Genomic DNA, 17,807 nt, shown 5'->3' with positions numbered 1-17,807 from the left:
TATGAAAAACCAAAAATCATTGCTTCTGGCAGCATTATGCCTGTTTTCTGTTGGTGCCTTTGCTCAAAAGACATCTAAAAAAGATGAAGTTGTAACAATCAAAACGGAACAAGGCACAATGCGGCTGATCCTATTTGACGAAACACCCAAGCATAAAGCCAATTTCCTCAAATTATCCAAAGACAAATTTTACGACGGCTTGCTTTTCCACCGTGTCATCGATGACTTTATGATTCAGGGCGGCGACCCGAATTCACGAAATGCCAAACCGGATGATATGCTGGGAAAAGGCGATAATGGTTATAAAATTCCTGCGGAATTCAGCCCCAAGCTGTTTCACCAAAAAGGCGCATTGGCTGCCGCGCGTGATAACAACCCGGCAAAAGAATCCAGCGGATGTCAGTTTTACATTGTTCAGGGCCGGAAATGGAGTAAAAACGATTTGGACAAACAAGCTGCGCGTGCTGCCCGGAAGTTGACGGATTCGCAACGGAAAGTTTACGAAACAATAGGCGGAACACCGCATCTGGATGGCTCTTACACTGTTTTTGGGCAAGTTATTGATGGACTGGATGTAGTTGACAAAATTGGCTCTGTCGAAAAAGACGAACGCGATCGTCCAGAGAAAAACGTTTCGATGCAGATCTCCGTCAAGAAAATGAAGAAGAAAAAGATCACCAGGAAATACGGTTGGAACTACGAAGCTTAATGTCTTGGAAAAGAAACGCATTTTAATCACCGGTTCCAATGGTCTGCTTGGCCAGAAACTTGTCGCGCTGCTTGCCGGAAATAATGCTATTGAAACCATAGCAACGGCAAAAGGCGCAAATCGCCTGGATGTTTCGGAAGGTTATCGCTATCTGGAAATGGACGTTACAGATGCAAGTGATGTTGACAACGTTTTAAGCTTGGTTAAACCCCACGTCATCATCCACACAGCCGCCATGACGAATGTGGATCAATGCGAAGTGGAAAAAGACGCCTGCTGGAAATTGAATGTCACTTCCGTCGAGATCCTCATTGAAGCTTGCAGGAAACACAACATTTTCTTGGAACACGTTTCTACGGACTTCGTTTTTGACGGAAAATCAGGCCCATATAGTGAGGAGGATGCGCCGAATCCGATCAGTTTTTATGGCTGGAGCAAATATGCAGCTGAAAAGGCTTTATTGAATTCCGACATTGACTGGGCGATTGCGCGCACCGTGCTGGTTTACGGCATAGCCCATGATATGAGCCGCAGTAACATTATTCTTTGGGTTAAAAAGTCATTGGAGGAAGGCAAGGCCATTAAAGTCGTAACGGATCAGTTCCGCACACCGACGTTAGCGGAAGATCTGGCAATGGGTTGTTTTTTAATTGCCGACCAGCGCGCCAAAGGCATTTTTCACATTTCCGGAAAAGATTTTCTGACTCCTTATGAAATGGCGATCATGGCTGCCGACTATTTTTCGTTAGACAAATCCCTCATTTCCCCAACCGACGCCTCATCATTTACGCAACCAGCAAGAAGGCCGCCGAGAACCGGTTTTGACCTAAAAAAATCCCGGAATGTACTTGGCTACGAACCGCACACATTCCGGGAAGGAATCGCCCTGGTGGCAAAGCAGATTGGTTTTTAATGGTCAGGATTCAATTTCTCAATCGCAGACAAGTCGAGAGCGAAACCAGGAAATAACGGATCACCCAAAAGCTGAACATTCAAGCCATTCACCGTTTCTACATGTTTGCCCGGAGCATAAATAAAAACCTGCTCGCCAAAACGGTCAATAAGCCACCCAAGCTGGCATCCGTTTTCCATATATTCAAGCATTTTGTCCTGCAAGTATTTCAGGTCATCTGATTTCGAACGCACTTCAATAATAAAATCGGGGCAAATGGGCGCAAATTTTTCCTGTTCGTCGCACGACAATGCATCCCATTTTTCTTTGGGCACCCATGATATATCGGGAGATCTTACTGCACCATTTGGAAGCGTAAAGCCGGTTGATGAGTCAAACACTTCACCCGGTATATCATTATTCTCGAGCCAATTAAAAAACTTATTTGCTATTCGTAAAGTAAAGCGTCCAGTAAAGCTGCCTGTCGGGGACATAAAAATAATATTTCCGTTTTTATCCCGTTCGAAGCTAAGCATGTCGTTCATCTGGCAAAACCGAAAGAACTCATCCTCGCTCATGATATCCCCAACTTTCAGGGTCACGGGCATTGTGATCAATGATGTATCCATGATGAGTAAGTTTAAAGGATGCAATTTAGCAATCTTGTAACGCTTAATAAAACCTTAAAATTATTGAGAACGGCCACTCAATAAAGCTTTTCATAATACTCACGCGCCATGCGGTCAGAGTTGAAATCGACGTTGACGTCGTTCATGCTGTTGAGGACCATTTGTTGCCATTTCTCCTTGTTACCATAATAGGTTGGGATGACGGTTGTTTCCAGCTTATCCATCAATGCGTCGCAATCTTGTTTGTTGATATCGTCACCTTGCGCAACTGGCAGCAGGAATGAATTCTCGCCATCTTTGGCGAATTCACAGATCCATCCGTCGAATGTCGATAAGTTAAGTGATGCATTCATGGCCGCCGTCATTCCGCTGGTTCCGGAGGCTTCGCGGGTAACCACAGGTGTATTTAACCAAACGTCCGAACCATCTTTCAGCAATTTAGAAAGCGCTAATTCATAGCCTGTCAGCACAGCCATATTGGAGAAATGATGGCTCATGTAAAAAAGCTTGTTGAATGTGCTTATCGCTCCCTCATCTTTCGGATAAGGTTTTCCAGCCCAAATAACCTGGATTGGCTGATCCTTGTTTTCCATCAGTTTCCGAAAACGTTCCAGATCCCAAACAAGCATATCCGGCCGTTTGTAAGCAGCAAATCTTCTTGCCCAAACGATTGTAAGCACATTGGGATCAAAAATTTTACCACATTGGTCAGCAACCGTTTTGAACAAAATTGTTTTCAGCTCATTCTTGCGCGCAGCGATTTTTGCCGAATCTTTTGCAATGCGTGCAGCTTCCAACTGACTATCAACCCAATAAGTGTTATTCTGCGCATTTGTAATGTGCCCGATCTCCGCGATTTTCGGATATGATTTCCACATAATCCGCGACACTTCCCCGTGCAGTTTTGAAACGCCATTGGCTTTTCGGCTCAGGCTCAATGCTGCAAGCGAATGGTTGAATGTGTCGTCTTTAATGCCGCTAATCTTACGCACAGTGCCCAGATCCAAGCCTGAAAAGAAGCCGAGGTCATTGAGGAAATTAATGTCATGCTTCTCATTTCCAGCCTCTTCCGGCGTATGCGTAGTAAAAACGACACGCTTTTTGACCTCAGACACTTTTTTATATTTTTTAAATAAATGGAAAATGGCAGAAACCGCATGCGCCTCATTGAAATGGTAAACCTCCGGCTCATATTGCAATTCCTCCAAAAGCCGCGCACCGCCGATGCCGAGCACCATGCATTGCGCAACTTTGTAACGCACATCGGCATCATAAAGTGAATAACAAATCGCCCGCGTCGTATCATCATTTCCGTCCGTGTCAGTGGTTAACAGGAACATGGGAGCGGATTGGAAAACATCTGGCGGAAGATAATAAGCCGCAACCCACACATCTTTTCCCATCACAGGAATCTGGAAACGGATATTTGTATCAACAAGAAACGAATACATCTTTTCCCGGAATTCCGGTTCCATGCTGCCGTCTTTTTTGCGGCCCTGGTCGTAATAACCGTGTTTCCACAGCATTCCAATGCCAATCAAATTTTGTTTCAATGCATAAACGCTTCGCATATGCGAGCCTGCCAGAAAACCCAGTCCTCCCGAGTAAATTTTGAGAGCCTGATCCACCGCAAACTCCATTGAAAAATAGGCAACTGATTTTTTATAGTTTGCGTCCGGCGTAAACGGATGCTTATAGGGAAGCGTAAGGGAAGGATGTGACATTAATGGAAGATTTTTTAGTGTAAAACATAAAGATAAAAAATCACACCATGAATCATTAAAAATCAACTATCAATTCGTGGAGGAACCGGCTTAGGAAAAACCGTTTTTCCACTTATGAGCAATAGAAATCGCCGTTTCCAGCATGTAGGGAGCCCAGTTTTCCACTTTCCAGGCCGTGTTGGCAAGATCAGAAGATTGCAGCATTACTCTCGCCTCGTCAACATTGCTTGCATTTTCGAGGATCTGCGACAGTTGCACTTGCTGGCTGTGCAAGAACAAATCTTCCAATGGAGGCTCGTTGATGTTAAAATTAGAAACGGGAGCAAACGTGTTGGTCGGATGTTGCTGATCTAGATTAGATGACTCGATAATGCTGCTCATGCGCAGAAAGTCATTTCGAAACATTTGCTGCCTCTCGACCGTATGAAGCGCCGTGCCCATTTGCTCCATCACCACAAATTTCAGGTTTGGGCAGAACCGCATTGCTTTTCGGAGATATTGAAAGACAGCTTCCGGAACGGATGCATCGTGCGTGTCGCGCCTGACTTTTTTATTCCCTCTCAGCGGATTCTTGTCCCAGCTGCCTCCCGAAATGTGGATTTCCCTGACTTTGTCAAGCGGATATAATTTAACAATTTCATCAAATGCGATGTCAAAATTATGCACCTGGCAATAAAGGTTGTGCAGATCAAGAATGATGAAACCGTTGACACTTTCTACCAGTTGGTTGAGAAAGTCCCCATGTTTTTTGACCTCCTCGATGGAATAAGAAAAGGCCAGATTTTCCAGTCCGACCGGGCAACGGCAAGCGTCCTGAATCCTTCGCAGCCGGTCTTTCCCCAATGCCAATGTCTGCGTAGTAAACGGAATGCCAATGGGAGCGCCTTTGTGAAAATCGGCTCCGGTCATGAAGCCAAAATGCTCGGTAATGTGATCGAAATGAAACTCGTTAGAAACTTTCCTCAGCCTATGAAGCCATTCCTGCTGCTCGGGCGACCATTTTCCTGAAAAAAGAGAAAAGTAAACGCCGTGCCCGATTAACCGATTGTGATCGCTGAATTCGCGAACAAGCTCCGTAAACCATGAGGGGATCTCATTGAAATTAAACAGCGCGTCAAACGACCATTCAATTGCCTCCACTTTTTCCTCTTCAAACAATGGAAGCGATGCCTGCAAAATGTGCGCATCGAGGTTACAGGCTATGGAAGCGTATATTTCAGGCATAATAGAGCAATGTCAAAAGAAATCAACCCATTCCGCAGGCGGGGCAGTTATCAAAAGTTTTTGTCTTGCTTGTCTTTTCGCCGCCTGGCTTAATCAGGCCGTCCGAGCATGCAGATGCGAGTGTTGTGACAGTAACAGCAACTGCAACGGCTTTCAAAACAGATTTTGAGACTTTCATGATGTTTTTGGCTAAGGTGAATTGGTCTTTTTTTAGAAGATTCAATTGAAATTCATTTGGTTGTAACCGTTAGCATTAAATTTTTTCGCCCACAAAAAAAGCCTGACAGAATTGAATCTGACAGGCCCTTTTTGCTAAATCTCTAATATCACTTGCCAAACAACCTGGCCCAGAAACCCTTCGCTTTTACTTTTGTTTCCTCATATTTTTCAGTAGCCACTTCCTTGATATCCTCAATTTCCTCAGCTGCTTTCATTCTCAATTCTTCTGCTTTGATCTGCGCTTCTGCCAGTTTCTCAGCCGCTATGGCCTTGGCTTCTTCGAACTTCTCCTGCACTTCATCCTTAATGTCCTCATATTTCTCCGCGGCAGCTTCCTTAACTTCTTCTGCTTTTTCACTGAAATCAGCCAAAAATTCCTCAGCTTTCACCTTTCCAGCAGCAATGTTGAGCTCAACTTCATTTTGCAACTGCTCCGTTTTTTGCGAGAAGCCCGATTTCAATTCCTCGACTTTTTCGGTTGCAGCCTCCTCAACATCAGCTGCTTTTGCTGCGGCTTCTTCCTTAATCGTTGCTACAACCCCTTTTGCTTCCTCCGTTTTTTCTTCCGCCGCAATTTTCACATCTTCTACTTTGTCAGCTGCTGCTAATTTAAGATCTTCCACCTCGTCGGCCGCTGCTGCTTCCAATTCCAATGCTTCATCTTTTGTGGCGTCAAGCTTGGATTCGCCTGCTGCCTTCAAATCGTCCAAAGTTTCATACACTTCCGATTTCACGCCATCGGCAGCCACTTCCGCTTCTTCCAATTTTTCTTCCGCCAAAACTTCCAGTTCATCAGCCTTGTCTGTTTCAAATATCGCCGCATCCTCATTCACTTCCTCGGCCTCATCCACGATCTCCTCCTTTGTATCAGCAGCTTCTTCTTTCAGCTCATCAAATTTTTTCTGAAGTGATTCGGTCACTTCTTCGGGTGTGGGTTTTTCGTTTTCAGCCATTGGAAAGGGATTTAAGGTGGGAAATTTGTAACAGTTGATTCGAAAGCTACAAAGGAGTTGGCAACGTTGCAAGCAATGAGGAAGCTTTCTCCTACTCTAACCTTCTAATCATCAATTTTTTAATGAGCTCATAAAATGGCTCAGGCTGCATTGTCCGCCAGTTGTTGAGCTGCAATGTTCCGCCAAAATTAATGTAATAATCCAGCCTGAACTTCTTCCATTGTTCCTCCACATGTTCTCTAAAATTCACTGCCGCAATCCAGCCGTCTTCAATGTCATCAAACCATTCAGCATAATAATCATCCTCGCTTCCGTGAAAGTCGAGCACATTTTCTCCCATTAAAATAAACTGGTTAATGCCCTCATCCACAAGCGGATCAACAACCTGTCGCTTGAAAAACATAATGTCGTTATGCAGGGCATCATTCCACTCGCCAAACATTTCAATAACGACATAGCGCTTGTTGTAATCTGCGAAAATAATTTTCACATACAGCGTCTCAGAGCCGATTTCGTCCCATAACGGATGAATGTAATAGCCATAAATCGCATTTTCATAATAATCTAAATTATAAGTCCGGCCATAGAAGGGTGATTTTTCGTCATGGCTGGCTACATAATGCTTTTCCCAATTATAATATGGCTCAATCTCCTGCATGTCAACAATTCTAAATGCCTAAAACAATTACTAATATAATGTTAAACCTAAAATAGAAAAAAGGCTTAAACGATGTTTTAAACCGTTTAAGCCTTTCAATTATTGTTCCTAAAATTCGCCGGGCGTCGAGCGCCGGGCGTTGCGCGTCGCTTACAGCTCGCGGATCCAGATATTGCGGAAGCTCGTCGTGTTGTTGTGATCTTGCAATTTGATCGGGCCTTTGCCGTGTGGCTCTATCACTGGCTGACCAATATAAGGCGTTGTTCCCTGGATCATGGTGTGATTTTGAACCAAAACACCATTGTGAATCACTGTAATATAGGGAGCAATGGTCATTTGACCGTCCTTGTTAAAATGTGGCGCTGTGTAAACAACGTCATAAGTTTGCCATTCGCCTGGTCCAACTGCTGCATTTACCAATGGCATGGTTTGCTTGTAAATAGACCCCGCCTGTCCGTTAGAATAAGTTGGGTTATTATAGCTGTCCAAAACCTGCAATTCGTAGATTCCCTGCATAAAAATCCCGCTGTTTCCGCGTCCCTGGCTATTTCCTTCCACTTTCGCAGGCGTGCGCCATTCAATGTGCAGCTGATAATCGCCAAATGTTTGTTTCGTTTGAATGTCGCCGGATTTGGGTGCAACAGTTATCGCTCCGTCGCCAACAGTCCATGGCGCAGCAGTTTTGCCGTCCTTGCCGGAAACCCAGGCATCCAGATTTTTACCATCAAATAATATGATTGCATCGGAAGGCGCAGTAAAACCTGAAACAGCCGTAGAAGGTTTACCAGGCGTTACAACACGAGGAACCGGGCTCCACAATTCACTCGATTCGGGAGTTTGCTTAGTTGGTTGCAATTGAGCGTGTGCAGCAAAAGCCGTTGCAAGGCTGAACGCGGTAAGAATCAGTTTTTTCATTTTTAAAAAGTAATCGTTTTTAGTCTAATAACTATTGAAATAATATCAAAGCACAACATTAAGTATAAAGCATTAACAAACGCGGTTCTCACCTAATTAAATGCGATTTTTTGGATTCTTATCACGTAATTTGCAGCCGCGCATGCCCCTCGCTGCGCGGCGTTTCAAATAAACCGATACAAGCTTACTTCACGTATGTTTAAAATTAACCGTTCATTTTTCCAGCTCTTTGCGGGTGGAATTGCTGCAATTGCTATGCAATCCGCTTATGCACAGCAACCTGTCCCTCTTAACGACCTCAGTGCGTTTACAACCAAGTCTAACAACTGGAAGATCGTTGGCAACGCATCCGCTGATATTTCCAAAGAAAATGTGCTGATCACGACGCCTGGAAAAGGTGTGCTGGCTTGTACACATGAAAAAGGCAAATATGGCAACGACTATGAACTGATCTCCAATTTCAAACACGGCGATCTGGACATTGAGCTTGATTTCATGTTGACCAAAGGATCCAATTCCGGAATCTACTTGCAAGGCAATTACGAAGTGCAGCTTTTCGACAGCTGGGGTAAGAAATCTGCCAAATACAATGATAACGGCGGAATTTACGAACGTTGGAATGATTCAAAACCGGAAGGTGAAAAGGGTTATGAAGGTTATGCGCCCCGTTTCAATGTTGCCAAAGCACCTGGTTTGTGGCAAAACATCAAGATTTCTTACCAAGCGCCTCGCTTTGATGCAAACGGCAAGAAAACTTCCAATGCAGTGTTTCTTTCGATTGTGTTAAACGGCGTTACGATCCATGAAAATGTAGAAGTAAGCGGCCCTACACGCGGTGCATTAACGGGTGAAGATGTGGCCATGGGCCCTATCCGCATTCAGGGCGACCATGGTTCTTTGGCGATCAAAAACATTATTATCAATAATTTTGATAAAAAGCCTGGAACACTGTCCGAGCTGACTTACAAGACATATTATGGAGACTTGTCGGAAACAGCAGATCTTTCCAAACTGACTCCTAGTGAAACGGGCAAATCCGAATCATTGAGCTGGGAGATTTTAAAAGAGAACAACAATTACTCTTACGTATATACAGGCCGCTACAACGCACCGACTGAGGGTGAATATAATTTCAAGTTACAAGCTTCAGGAAATTCTTATTTGAAAATCGATGGCAAATATGTGATCGATGCAGCTTGGAAATCGAACAGTGACTTTCGTGAAGGCAAAGTGAACCTGAAAGCGGGTGATCATACCATTGAAATTTTCAACAATAAAAAAGATGGCTGGATGCGTCCGGTTTTGGGACTTTGGGTCAATGGGCCTGGTTTCAGAGAAGTGGCTTACCATTCTAAAAGCTCTGCAATGGCAGGCGGTGTGAATGATCCGATTCTGATTTCTGCCGGAACAAACAATGTTACGCGCAGTTTTATGGATTTCAAAAAAGGCAAAGAAAAAGGGCATCGTGTTGTACACGCGGTGTCAGTGGGCAGTCCTTCAAATTTGCATTACACTTATGATTTGGACAAAGGCGCTGTTTTGCAAGTTTGGCGCGGTGAATTCCTGGATGCAACTCCAATGTGGCACGACCGCGGCGATGGTTCTTCGAAACCAAGAGGAAGCGTAACATTGCTGGGTGATGACATGATCCTTGGTAAATCTGCAAAAGGAAAATGGCAGGCAGACACAACCGGCAGCGGTTACCGCCCAAAAGGTTATGTGCTGGACGATCAGGATGTGCCTACTTTCCAATATCAGGCATTTGGCTCAACTGTGACAGATTACATTTCTGTAAATAACAATCAGTTTTTCGAAAGGATCATTAAAGTGAACAACCCGGCGAAAGATCTTGTGGCAAGACTGGCTGACGGAGCGAACATTGAAAAAATCTCCGACGGACTTTACGCCGTTGATAACAAGTCCTATTACATTCAACTGGCTGACAAGAGTGTGAAACCTGAGATCAGAAGCGCCGATGGCACACAGGAGTTGTTGGTGCCTGTTACAAACGGTGAAGTTAAATATTCGATCCTTTTCTGATAAATCCCTATTATTCAATACATAATGAAAAAAATTGCTCACATAGCCTTTGCTCTTCTGGCAACGATTTCAATGCTTCAAGCGCAGGAATCACCGAAAGAAGAAGACTTTTATAAAATCATCACCCCGCCCATTCCCGAAGGAATTATCCTGGAAGTAGGCGGATTAACCACAATGCCAAACGGTTCTTTGGCTATTTCTACACGCCGCGGAGAAGTCTGGATTGTGGATAACCCAACAAGTCGCACGCCATTTTTCAGGAAATTTGCGACCGGTTTGCATGAAATTCTGGGGCTAGCTTACAAAGAAGGTGCATTGTATTGCGCACAGCGTGGCGAGCTTACCAAGCTGATTGATAAAAACGGCGACGGCAAAGCGGATGTTTACGAAACCGTTTACGCATGGCCATTATCCGGACATTATCACGAATATTCCTTTGGCCCGAAACTGGCGCCGGACGGAAGCTTTTTTGTGAGTGGTAACGTAGCATTTGGTGACGAAGAATGGTGGAGAGGCGAAAGCCGTGTCCCAGGCCGTGGCTGGATTTTTCACATTACAAACGACGGGAAATACGAACCATACGCAACAGGCGTTCGCTCCCCTGCGGGAATCAGCATGTTGAACGGCGAATTGTTTTACACAGACAACCAGGGTGACTGGATGGGAACAGGCGCTATTTTCCAGGTTAAAAAAGGCGGCTTCATGGGCCACCCGGCTGGTTTGAAATGGGCTGGTTTGCCAAATTCGCCTGTTAAGCTGACTGAAAAACAATTCTTCGCTGAGCGCGACAACCGCCAGAACAAAGATGACAAAGGACGCGCGATCAAGCCGGAAAACACGGGGAACGAAGCGCCACAATTCCTTTATCAATTGAAAGAAAAATACGATATGGTGCAGCTTCCGGCTGTTTGGTTGCCTTATGGTGTGCACGGAGTCTCTACTTCTGAGCTAATTCTGGACAACACGCAAGGCAATTTCGGACCATTTACGGGACAGGTTTTTGTGGGTGATCAGGGACAAAGCAACATTATGCGCATTGTTTTGGAAAAAGTAAAAGGCGAATATCAAGGCGCGAGCATTGGTTTCCGCAGCGGTTTCCAGTCTGGCGTTTTGCGGATGGCTTTTGATAAAGACGGTTCTATGTTCGTTGGTGAAACCAACCGTGGCTGGGGTTCGGCGGGTGATGCGAATCAGGGCTTGCAGCGTTTGGTTTGGAATGGTAAAATGCCATTTGAAATGTACACCGTAAAAGCGCAGCCTGACGGTTTTGAGATCGAATTCACGATGCCAGTTGATCGCAAATCAGCAGAAGATCTTGATTCTTATAAAGTAAGCAGCTATTTATACAAACATTATCCTGTTTACGGAAGTCCTCCTATCGACACGAAAGATGTGAAAGTGGTGGGTGTGAAAGTTTCTGACGACGCTAAAAAAGTAAGGATTGTGCTGGATGGCATTCGTCAATATTATGTGCATAAAATCCAGTTGGAAGGCGTGCGTGCTGCCACAAACAGCTGGTCGCTTGTTCATGCTGATGCTTACTACACATTGAATAACATTCCTGACGGTGAAAAACTGAAAGTCTCCGAATTGAAAACGACCCGTTCTGGCTCGGCAAATTCTGGAAGTGCAGCTGCTGCGACAGTTACTACACCTGAAAAAGAGCATGTTTCTCCTGACGGAAAAGGCAAAGCGCCTGCTGGCAAAGCATCTGTTGCAAAAGCGCCAACCTGGGCGGAAGTGAAGCCGCTTTTGGAGAAAAATACTTGCCTGGCCTGCCACGCAGCTGACAAAAAAGTGGTTGGACCATCTTACCAGGATGTTGCGAAACGCAAATACAGCAATGAGAAAATCGTTGATTTGATTTACAATCCCAAGCCAGAAAACTGGCCTGATTTTGCAACACCAATGGCTCCAATGCCACAAGTTCCAAAAGCTGAGGCTGCAAAAATCGCTGCCTGGATTAATTCCCTTGGCAAATAATCAAGAACATTTCGCATCAGCGTGTGTTCTTTCAATACAAATATCAAGGCTGCTCCGCATGTTCGGGGCAGCCTTTTTCTGTGCCTGTGGGAATGTAACAATTGACTTATAATGCCGTATATTCACGTTATAAATCAGACAGATGCATTGGAATTGTAACTTTTGCAATCAAAATGCGTTAATTGATCTTGCATAGCCCAATAATTAATATGTCCGCTTTTCGTGACCTATCTTTCATAAAATCAGTCAAGGGAAAAGTCTTGCTGGGATTTCTCCTGGCTTCGCTTGCCCTGGGTGCTTCGTGGATCATTAGCAAACATGCTTTTGAAGATATGCTTGGAAAGCTGGAAGTAATTTCGACCCCGAACGATAAGCTCCGGATGGTCAACAAGATCTTCAAAAACATTCTCCAGCTTGATCATTTACAAAATACACGCACATTAAAGGGCGAAGAAAGAAGTGAACAGGTCCTCGCCCAGTCGCAGGAGCTGATTGCCACGCTCGATTCGCTGAGCATTATGAGCATTGAAGATCCGCAACAGATCATTCGCATTGATTCCATGAAAAAAATCCTGCAGCAACGGGAAAAAATATATGGACATTATGTTAAAGTGCGCTCCAAACTGGTCAATAACAAGGATCTTGAAGAAGAGGTAAAATCCATTTCAGGACTGATTACAACAACGAAACTGAAACCGGACAGCACGGTTGTCAAAACGGAAAAAAGGACCACAACCACGACTGTTTACACCGAAGTGCCTGATTCATCCCAGCAAGCCATTGAGAAGAAGGGATTTTTCGGCAGGATGTTTGGAGGTTCAAAAAAGGTCAAGAAAAATGCACCGCCTCCACCGCCAAAAGTGGTGCAAAAACAGGAAGTGAACGTCGAAGTTGACACATTAACCGTTGCGCTGGAAGACAGCACGATTGAGAAGGTCGGCGAGGCGGTCCATGCCATTGAGAAATCTCAAAAGATAAGGACAACCAGTTTTGTTGACAGAGAGCAGGAACTTGCTTCCGCAGGCAATTCCCTGGTGAAGCAGCTGCTGGACGTTATGCAAAAAGTGGAAGCCGAAGTGCTGAAAGAATCCAATCTGGAAGGTTCACGATCCAAAAATCTGGTTGCCGGCAGCATTAACACATTGGAATACATTATGTTAGGATTCTTTTTCCTGACTGCGCTGCTTGCTTATCTGATCTTCACCGATATTTCCAAAAGCAATGAATACAGAAGCCAGTTGGAAGAAGCGAAAGAGGAAGCTGAATATCACAGCATGGCCAAACAGCGGTTTTTATCCAATATGAGCCATGAAATCCGCACGCCGCTCCAATCGATCATTGGTTACACCGAAGCGCTGAAAAAGGATGAAAAGCCAAAACGGCAAGATCTGGAAACATTGCATTCTGCGTCCGAACATTTGCTGCATCTGGTGAATGAAGTGCTGGATTACAGCCGCATCATTTCCGACAGGTTTACATTCGAAGAAAGAACATTTGCGATTACGCCGTTGCTCAATGAAGTGATTCAAATGCTGCGTCCTACGGCAACTTCGAAGGGGCTGAAACTGTCGATGGAAAACAGTCTTTCTTCAAATCTGTATTTGAATGGGGACCCCTTCCGGCTGCGACAGATCCTCTATAACCTGCTGACCAATGCCATCAAGTTCACAGAAACAGGTGAAGTTGTGCTTCGTGTTACCAATTTTGAAAGTGAAAATGACCTTGAAATTGAATTCCAAATTGCGGATACGGGCATAGGCTTGTCTCCCGATCAGGTGCAGCGTGTGTTTAACCAGTTTGAGCAGGCCGATCCATCCATTTCGCGAAAATATGGCGGCACGGGCCTCGGTCTCAGCATTGTAAAGGCATTGGTCGAAGGCATGTCGGGGAATATTAAAGTGAAAAGCACATTAGGTAAAGGCACGACTTTTTTTGTAACCGTTCGTATGAAAAAAGCGGAAACAATTGAAATAGCGCCGGACGAAACCCACAATAGAAACTATCACGTTGCCGGGAAAGTCTGGCTTGTGGATGATGATGCGTTTATTCTCAAATGGTGCTCGTCCGTTCTTGAAATGAATGGCATCGCGCATACATGTTTCTCCTCAGCAGAGGAAGTGCTTAGCCGCCCCTGGGACCAGCAGGTGAAGTTCGTATTGACCGATATGCGCATGACGGGCATGAGCGGCGCTGAACTGTGCAAGCGGCTTCGTCAGGAAGCAAATGATGATGTCAAGTTTTTCGTAATCACGGCGCAGGCGCTGCCGGAAGAGCGAAAAGGGATGCTAGGGATGGGTTTTGACGGACTTTTAATGAAACCGTTCCATTCTAACGAGCTGCTTGAATTGCTCGAAGCTTCATCTTCTAATGTTTCAATATTAACAGAATCTCAATCTGATAACTTGCCCGCGCTCGATTTTTCCACACTCAACGAAATGACTTTTGGCGATGAAAGTCTGCTCAGGGAAATATTGGAACAATTTGTAAAAGATTCCAGAAACGACGTCGCCGATCTTGATGTTTACATTGATCAAAACGAATTCGATAAAGTGCAGGAGCTCATGCATCGCATGGCGGGTCGCACGGGGCAGATTGGCGCAGGAGCGCTTTCCAACAAATTCCGGCAGTTTGAAATTGCATTGCGGGAAGATCCGTCGAAAGTTTCAGCAGCCGAGATGAAACAGATTGTCAAAAGCGCAGCTGCCGTTATTGAGCAAGTGGAAGAAAAAGCGCTTGCTTATTCAATGTGATACTTTTCGATTTTGTAATAAAGCGTTTTCCGGTCAATGTTCAGGAGCTTCGCGGCCTTGCTTTTATTGTAACGCACTTCTTGAAGCACTTTTTCAATCATTTCCTTTTCATGTGTTTCCTGCAATGCTTTGAGGTCTGAGCCAGTTGGTTTTTGCTGATATTCCATTGCCGTGATCATTTCTGCCGGCAAAGCACTCAGCGTCGCAACCTCTTCTTTTGACAAAAGCACAAGGCGTTTAATCACATTGTTCAGTTCGCGTAAGTTTCCAGGCCAGTCATATTTGTGAAAAACGTCCATCACTTCTTTTGACAATTCCCGCACATTGCGGCCCAGTTCTTCGTTCGCTTTTTCTACAAAATGTTGAATAAATATGCCCAGGTCCTCACCTCGCTTGCGAAGCGGCGGCACTTCAATTTTAAATTCATTCAAACGGTGATAAAGGTCGTCCCTGAAATCGCCGTTAGCAGCATTAACCATTAAATCCTCATTGGTTGCCGCAATAAGCCTCACATCCACTTTGATTTGCTGCGTCGCCCCAATCGGGACAATGATGCGCTCCTGCAAAGCCCGCAAAAGCTTGATTTGAACGTCATAACCAAGGTTTCCGATTTCATCCAGAAACAATGTTCCTCCGTCAGCAGCTTCAAACTGGCCGATCTTATCCTGCAATGCGCCTGTAAAAGCACCTTTCTTATGACCAAATAATTCGCTCGCCGCAAGTTCCTTGGACAATGATCCGCAATCAATGGCCACGAAAGGTCCGCTGCTGCGTTTGCTAAGTCTGTGAATGGATTTTGCGACGTGCTCCTTGCCCGTTCCGCTTTCACCTTGAATGATCACGGACATATCCGTCGGGGAAACCAGGCGGACATATTCATATAATTGTTTAGAAATCTTGGACTTGCCTTCGATGAATTCCAATGCCTGTTTGTCTGCTTTCGCATTGGATTTGGACTTCGGAGCGGCTTTGACATTGCCTGTTTCCGACTTGTTAAGCGCTTCCCGCAGCACCATGAGCAACTCCTCAGGATTCACCGGTTTGGTAATGTAATCGAAAGCGCCGATCTGCATGGCTGTAACGGCCGTGCGGACATCATGAAAGCTGGTCATGATAAATGCGGCAGTGCGGTTGCCCTCGCTTCTGAGTGCTTTTAGAAAATCGACCGAGTTGCCGTCGGGCAGGCGATAATCCAGCATGAGCACTTCATAAGCTTCATTGGAATCATTGGTCCTGAGCGCTTCCCTGGCTTCTTTTATATTGGAGCAGACTTTAACCTGATGACCATGCTTGCCGAGAAAATTACTGAGCAGCTTAGAAAATGTGGTATCGTCTTCAACAAGGAGCAGGTTAGCCATGGAAATTTAAATTATCAAAAATAAATACTAATAAACGAGTCGGGGGACGTAAAATTATAAAAACAAACGCCAAAAAGCCGGAGAATTCTCCGGCTTTTCATTTTGAACTAACAAATATTAACAGAAATCTTTCAATCAACTTTCTTTCCGTATTTATCCATATTAATGACTGTCGTTTGCTCAGCCTTCTTTGCATTGATTTCAAAATATTGAGAATTGTCCTCTCTGGTGACCAAAAACGCGCTCGTAACCTGCCATCCGGAATAAGCGTCGCTTGACAACGCATTCTTAACAGCTTCGGGCAAATCATCGGGCCGCACAGCGACTTTATCTTGCTTCACAACAACAGTCATGGTCACGGGCGCGGCATTGATTTTTATAATTCCTGCCAGACCTAAAAGCATTGCAGATAATATCAGTTTTCTCATGATCTTATTAATATACGTTATAAGCCTGTGTAAATGAATATTGAACCACTGCATTACGTGTTTTTAGTATTGACAAATTAAGTTGATAATCAGATATTAACAAATTGAATGATAAACGCCGTTTCAGAGTTCGCTGTTTAATATTTCTACAACCTGTACGATTAAGCGTCAGTTGTGAGCCTATGTAGTCTGAAAATCAACCTGACAACGGGCAGGAATACTTAAAAATATATATGAACTATTTTACAATAATGTTTCGTGTATCCCGCAAATTACATTATATTTGAGAGGATTATTTCTACAACATATATACAATAAATTCTACAAGACAAAATTAGCATCTCTAAGTCAACAATAGGTTTTCATTTTTCTGCAAGCATTATTTACTCAGCGTTATTAATCAAATATCGATTAGTCTGAAAGCATCAGGAGCCTAGCAATAGGCTCTTTTTGTTTGCCCTCCAGTGCAACTTCTTCATTCCTTTTTTCAATTGTTTTGATCTAAAGCAAAAATGAGGTCGTAGGTCTGTTAAATCTTTCGATAAACGAAAGGAACATTAAGAAACCTTTATTGCTATGAACAGAATAATGAAATCAAAAAACAACTCCGAAGAAAAAGCGGGAGAAATCACGTCAGTAGTCAACAGACGTTTGTTTTTGCGTTCTGCCGGATTGGCCACATCTCTGGGAACAATCGTACTAAGTGCTGCTTGTAACGACGACGATCCGGATCCAATGATCCCGGGAACAGGCGATGCGGTAGACTTGGGAACGGGAGATGTTGGTGTATTGAACTATGCATACGCTCTTGAACAATTGGAAGCTGCATTTTATACACAGGTGATTGCAACGCCATATGCTGGCATGACGGACGCTGAGAAGACCATTCTTACTGACATCCGTGACCACGAAGTAATTCACCGCGATTTTTTCAAAACTGCATTGGGCGACAAGGCGATTAAAGGTCTGACACCAAACTTTGCTGCCATTGATTTTACAAAACGCGACGCGGTTTTAGGCGCTGCCAAATTATTTGAAGATACTGGTGTAGCTGCATATAACGGTGCAGGAAAGCTTATCAAAGACGGTGGATATTTACTGCTTGCCGGAAAAATCGTTTCCGTAGAAGCGCGCCACGCTGCGGTTATTCGCGACCTGATCAATCCTAAATCTGCTGATTTTGCTGGTGATGACATCATCAACGGCGACGGATTCGACAAAGCTGTTGCACCTGCTGACATTCTAGCAGCTGTGAAGGGCTATGTGAAAGATACGATCACAGGAGCGAACGTAGGTAAATAATTTCAACACAAATTTTGACTCAG

Annotated in this window: 15 protein-coding genes; 6 read left to right on the top strand and 9 right to left on the bottom strand. The window is 44.4% G+C overall.

What is annotated here, in order from left to right:
• Position 1 precedes the first annotated feature (1 nt).
• Both LZG73_RS13070 and LZG73_RS13065 read left to right on the top strand, forming a co-directional pair.
• The gene (locus LZG73_RS13070; RefSeq protein ID WP_233850050.1) at positions 2-709 is read left to right on the top strand and encodes a peptidylprolyl isomerase; all 708 of its coding nucleotides are present in this window, start codon (positions 2-4) and stop codon (positions 707-709) included.
• Positions 710-713: 4 nt separating this feature from the next.
• Positions 714-1,622, top strand: a complete 909-nt coding sequence (locus LZG73_RS13065) for a sugar nucleotide-binding protein (RefSeq protein ID WP_233850048.1) — start codon at positions 714-716, stop codon at positions 1,620-1,622.
• Here the strand turns inward: LZG73_RS13065 and LZG73_RS13060 are convergent.
• The 7 genes from LZG73_RS13060 to LZG73_RS13030 all read right to left on the bottom strand — a co-directional run bounded on the left by LZG73_RS13060 (position 1,619) and on the right by LZG73_RS13030 (position 7,923).
• Positions 1,619-2,230 (bottom strand): Uma2 family endonuclease, encoded by a 612-nt coding sequence (locus LZG73_RS13060; RefSeq protein ID WP_233850046.1) that lies wholly within the window; start codon positions 2,228-2,230, stop codon positions 1,619-1,621. The two genes, LZG73_RS13065 and LZG73_RS13060, sit on opposite strands and share 4 nt — an antisense overlap.
• Positions 2,231-2,307: 77 nt before the next feature.
• Positions 2,308-3,954 carry an alpha-glucan family phosphorylase gene (glgP, locus tag LZG73_RS13055; protein WP_233850044.1) on the bottom strand — a complete coding sequence of 549 codons (1,647 nt, stop codon included), beginning with the start codon at positions 3,952-3,954 and terminating at the stop codon, positions 2,308-2,310.
• Between the two features lie 90 nt (positions 3,955-4,044).
• Positions 4,045-5,178 (bottom strand): DUF692 family multinuclear iron-containing protein, encoded by a 1,134-nt coding sequence (locus LZG73_RS13050; protein ID WP_233850042.1) that lies wholly within the window; start codon positions 5,176-5,178, stop codon positions 4,045-4,047.
• 22 nt (positions 5,179-5,200) lie between these two features.
• Positions 5,201-5,356, bottom strand: a complete 156-nt coding sequence (locus LZG73_RS13045; protein ID WP_233850040.1) for a hypothetical protein — start codon at positions 5,354-5,356, stop codon at positions 5,201-5,203.
• Positions 5,357-5,504: 148 nt separating this feature from the next.
• Positions 5,505-6,350 (bottom strand): hypothetical protein, encoded by an 846-nt coding sequence (locus LZG73_RS13040; RefSeq protein WP_233850038.1) that lies wholly within the window; start codon positions 6,348-6,350, stop codon positions 5,505-5,507.
• Between the two features lie 91 nt (positions 6,351-6,441).
• Positions 6,442-7,008: a hypothetical protein gene (locus LZG73_RS13035; protein ID WP_233850037.1), complete on the bottom strand. Its 567-nt coding sequence runs from the start codon at positions 7,006-7,008 to the stop codon at positions 6,442-6,444.
• Between the two features lie 150 nt (positions 7,009-7,158).
• Positions 7,159-7,923, bottom strand: coding sequence for a DUF1080 domain-containing protein (locus LZG73_RS13030; protein WP_233850034.1), 765 nt, complete (start codon positions 7,921-7,923; stop codon positions 7,159-7,161).
• Positions 7,924-8,118: 195 nt separating this feature from the next.
• Here LZG73_RS13030 and LZG73_RS13025 point away from each other — a divergent pair, with 195 nt between their 5' ends.
• The 3 genes from LZG73_RS13025 (at position 8,119) to LZG73_RS13015 (ending at position 14,696) form a co-directional block, all read left to right on the top strand.
• The gene (locus LZG73_RS13025; RefSeq protein ID WP_233850032.1) at positions 8,119-9,963 is read left to right on the top strand and encodes a family 16 glycoside hydrolase; all 1,845 of its coding nucleotides are present in this window, start codon (positions 8,119-8,121) and stop codon (positions 9,961-9,963) included.
• A 24-nt stretch (positions 9,964-9,987) separates the two neighbouring features.
• Positions 9,988-11,946 carry a c-type cytochrome gene (locus LZG73_RS13020; protein ID WP_233850030.1) on the top strand — a complete coding sequence of 653 codons (1,959 nt, stop codon included), beginning with the start codon at positions 9,988-9,990 and terminating at the stop codon, positions 11,944-11,946.
• A 209-nt stretch (positions 11,947-12,155) separates the two neighbouring features.
• The gene (locus LZG73_RS13015) at positions 12,156-14,696 is read left to right on the top strand and encodes a hybrid sensor histidine kinase/response regulator (RefSeq protein WP_233850028.1); all 2,541 of its coding nucleotides are present in this window, start codon (positions 12,156-12,158) and stop codon (positions 14,694-14,696) included.
• Here the strand turns inward: LZG73_RS13015 and LZG73_RS13010 are convergent.
• Positions 14,684-16,054, bottom strand: a complete 1,371-nt coding sequence (locus tag LZG73_RS13010; RefSeq protein WP_233850026.1) for a sigma-54 dependent transcriptional regulator — start codon at positions 16,052-16,054, stop codon at positions 14,684-14,686. The two genes, LZG73_RS13015 and LZG73_RS13010, sit on opposite strands and share 13 nt — an antisense overlap.
• Before the next feature lie 131 nt (positions 16,055-16,185).
• Complete coding sequence (locus LZG73_RS13005) at positions 16,186-16,482, bottom strand: hypothetical protein (RefSeq protein ID WP_233850024.1); 297 nt, start codon at positions 16,480-16,482, stop codon at positions 16,186-16,188.
• Between the two features lie 576 nt (positions 16,483-17,058).
• Here LZG73_RS13005 and LZG73_RS13000 point away from each other — a divergent pair.
• A complete protein-coding gene (locus LZG73_RS13000; protein WP_233850022.1) occupies positions 17,059-17,784 on the top strand; it encodes a ferritin-like domain-containing protein in 726 nt (241 codons plus the stop codon).
• Positions 17,785-17,807 lie beyond the last annotated feature (23 nt).

The sequence above is a fragment of the Dyadobacter sp. CY326 genome, from assembly GCF_021390515.1.
GTDB lineage: Bacteria > Bacteroidota > Bacteroidia > Cytophagales > Spirosomataceae > Dyadobacter.
Note: the sequence above shows the minus strand (reverse complement) of the source record. Positions and strands in the feature narration are given on the sequence as shown.

Coding starts and splice junctions, on each gene's coding strand:
- LZG73_RS13070 (WP_233850050.1), top strand. CDS start 2: ATGAAAAACCAAAAATCATTGCTTCTGGCAGCATTATGCCTGTTTTCT.
- LZG73_RS13060 (WP_233850046.1), bottom strand. CDS start 2,230: ATGGATACATCATTGATCACAATGCCCGTGACCCTGAAAGTTGGGGAT.
- glgP (WP_233850044.1), bottom strand. CDS start 3,954: ATGTCACATCCTTCCCTTACGCTTCCCTATAAGCATCCGTTTACGCCG.
- LZG73_RS13050 (WP_233850042.1), bottom strand. CDS start 5,178: ATGCCTGAAATATACGCTTCCATAGCCTGTAACCTCGATGCGCACATT.
- LZG73_RS13045 (WP_233850040.1), bottom strand. CDS start 5,356: ATGAAAGTCTCAAAATCTGTTTTGAAAGCCGTTGCAGTTGCTGTTACT.
- LZG73_RS13040 (WP_233850038.1), bottom strand. CDS start 6,350: ATGGCTGAAAACGAAAAACCCACACCCGAAGAAGTGACCGAATCACTT.
- LZG73_RS13035 (WP_233850037.1), bottom strand. CDS start 7,008: ATGCAGGAGATTGAGCCATATTATAATTGGGAAAAGCATTATGTAGCC.
- LZG73_RS13030 (WP_233850034.1), bottom strand. CDS start 7,923: ATGAAAAAACTGATTCTTACCGCGTTCAGCCTTGCAACGGCTTTTGCT.
- LZG73_RS13025 (WP_233850032.1), top strand. CDS start 8,119: ATGTTTAAAATTAACCGTTCATTTTTCCAGCTCTTTGCGGGTGGAATT.
- LZG73_RS13020 (WP_233850030.1), top strand. CDS start 9,988: ATGAAAAAAATTGCTCACATAGCCTTTGCTCTTCTGGCAACGATTTCA.
- LZG73_RS13015 (WP_233850028.1), top strand. CDS start 12,156: ATGTCCGCTTTTCGTGACCTATCTTTCATAAAATCAGTCAAGGGAAAA.
- LZG73_RS13010 (WP_233850026.1), bottom strand. CDS start 16,054: ATGGCTAACCTGCTCCTTGTTGAAGACGATACCACATTTTCTAAGCTG.
- LZG73_RS13005 (WP_233850024.1), bottom strand. CDS start 16,482: ATGAGAAAACTGATATTATCTGCAATGCTTTTAGGTCTGGCAGGAATT.
- LZG73_RS13000 (WP_233850022.1), top strand. CDS start 17,059: ATGAACAGAATAATGAAATCAAAAAACAACTCCGAAGAAAAAGCGGGA.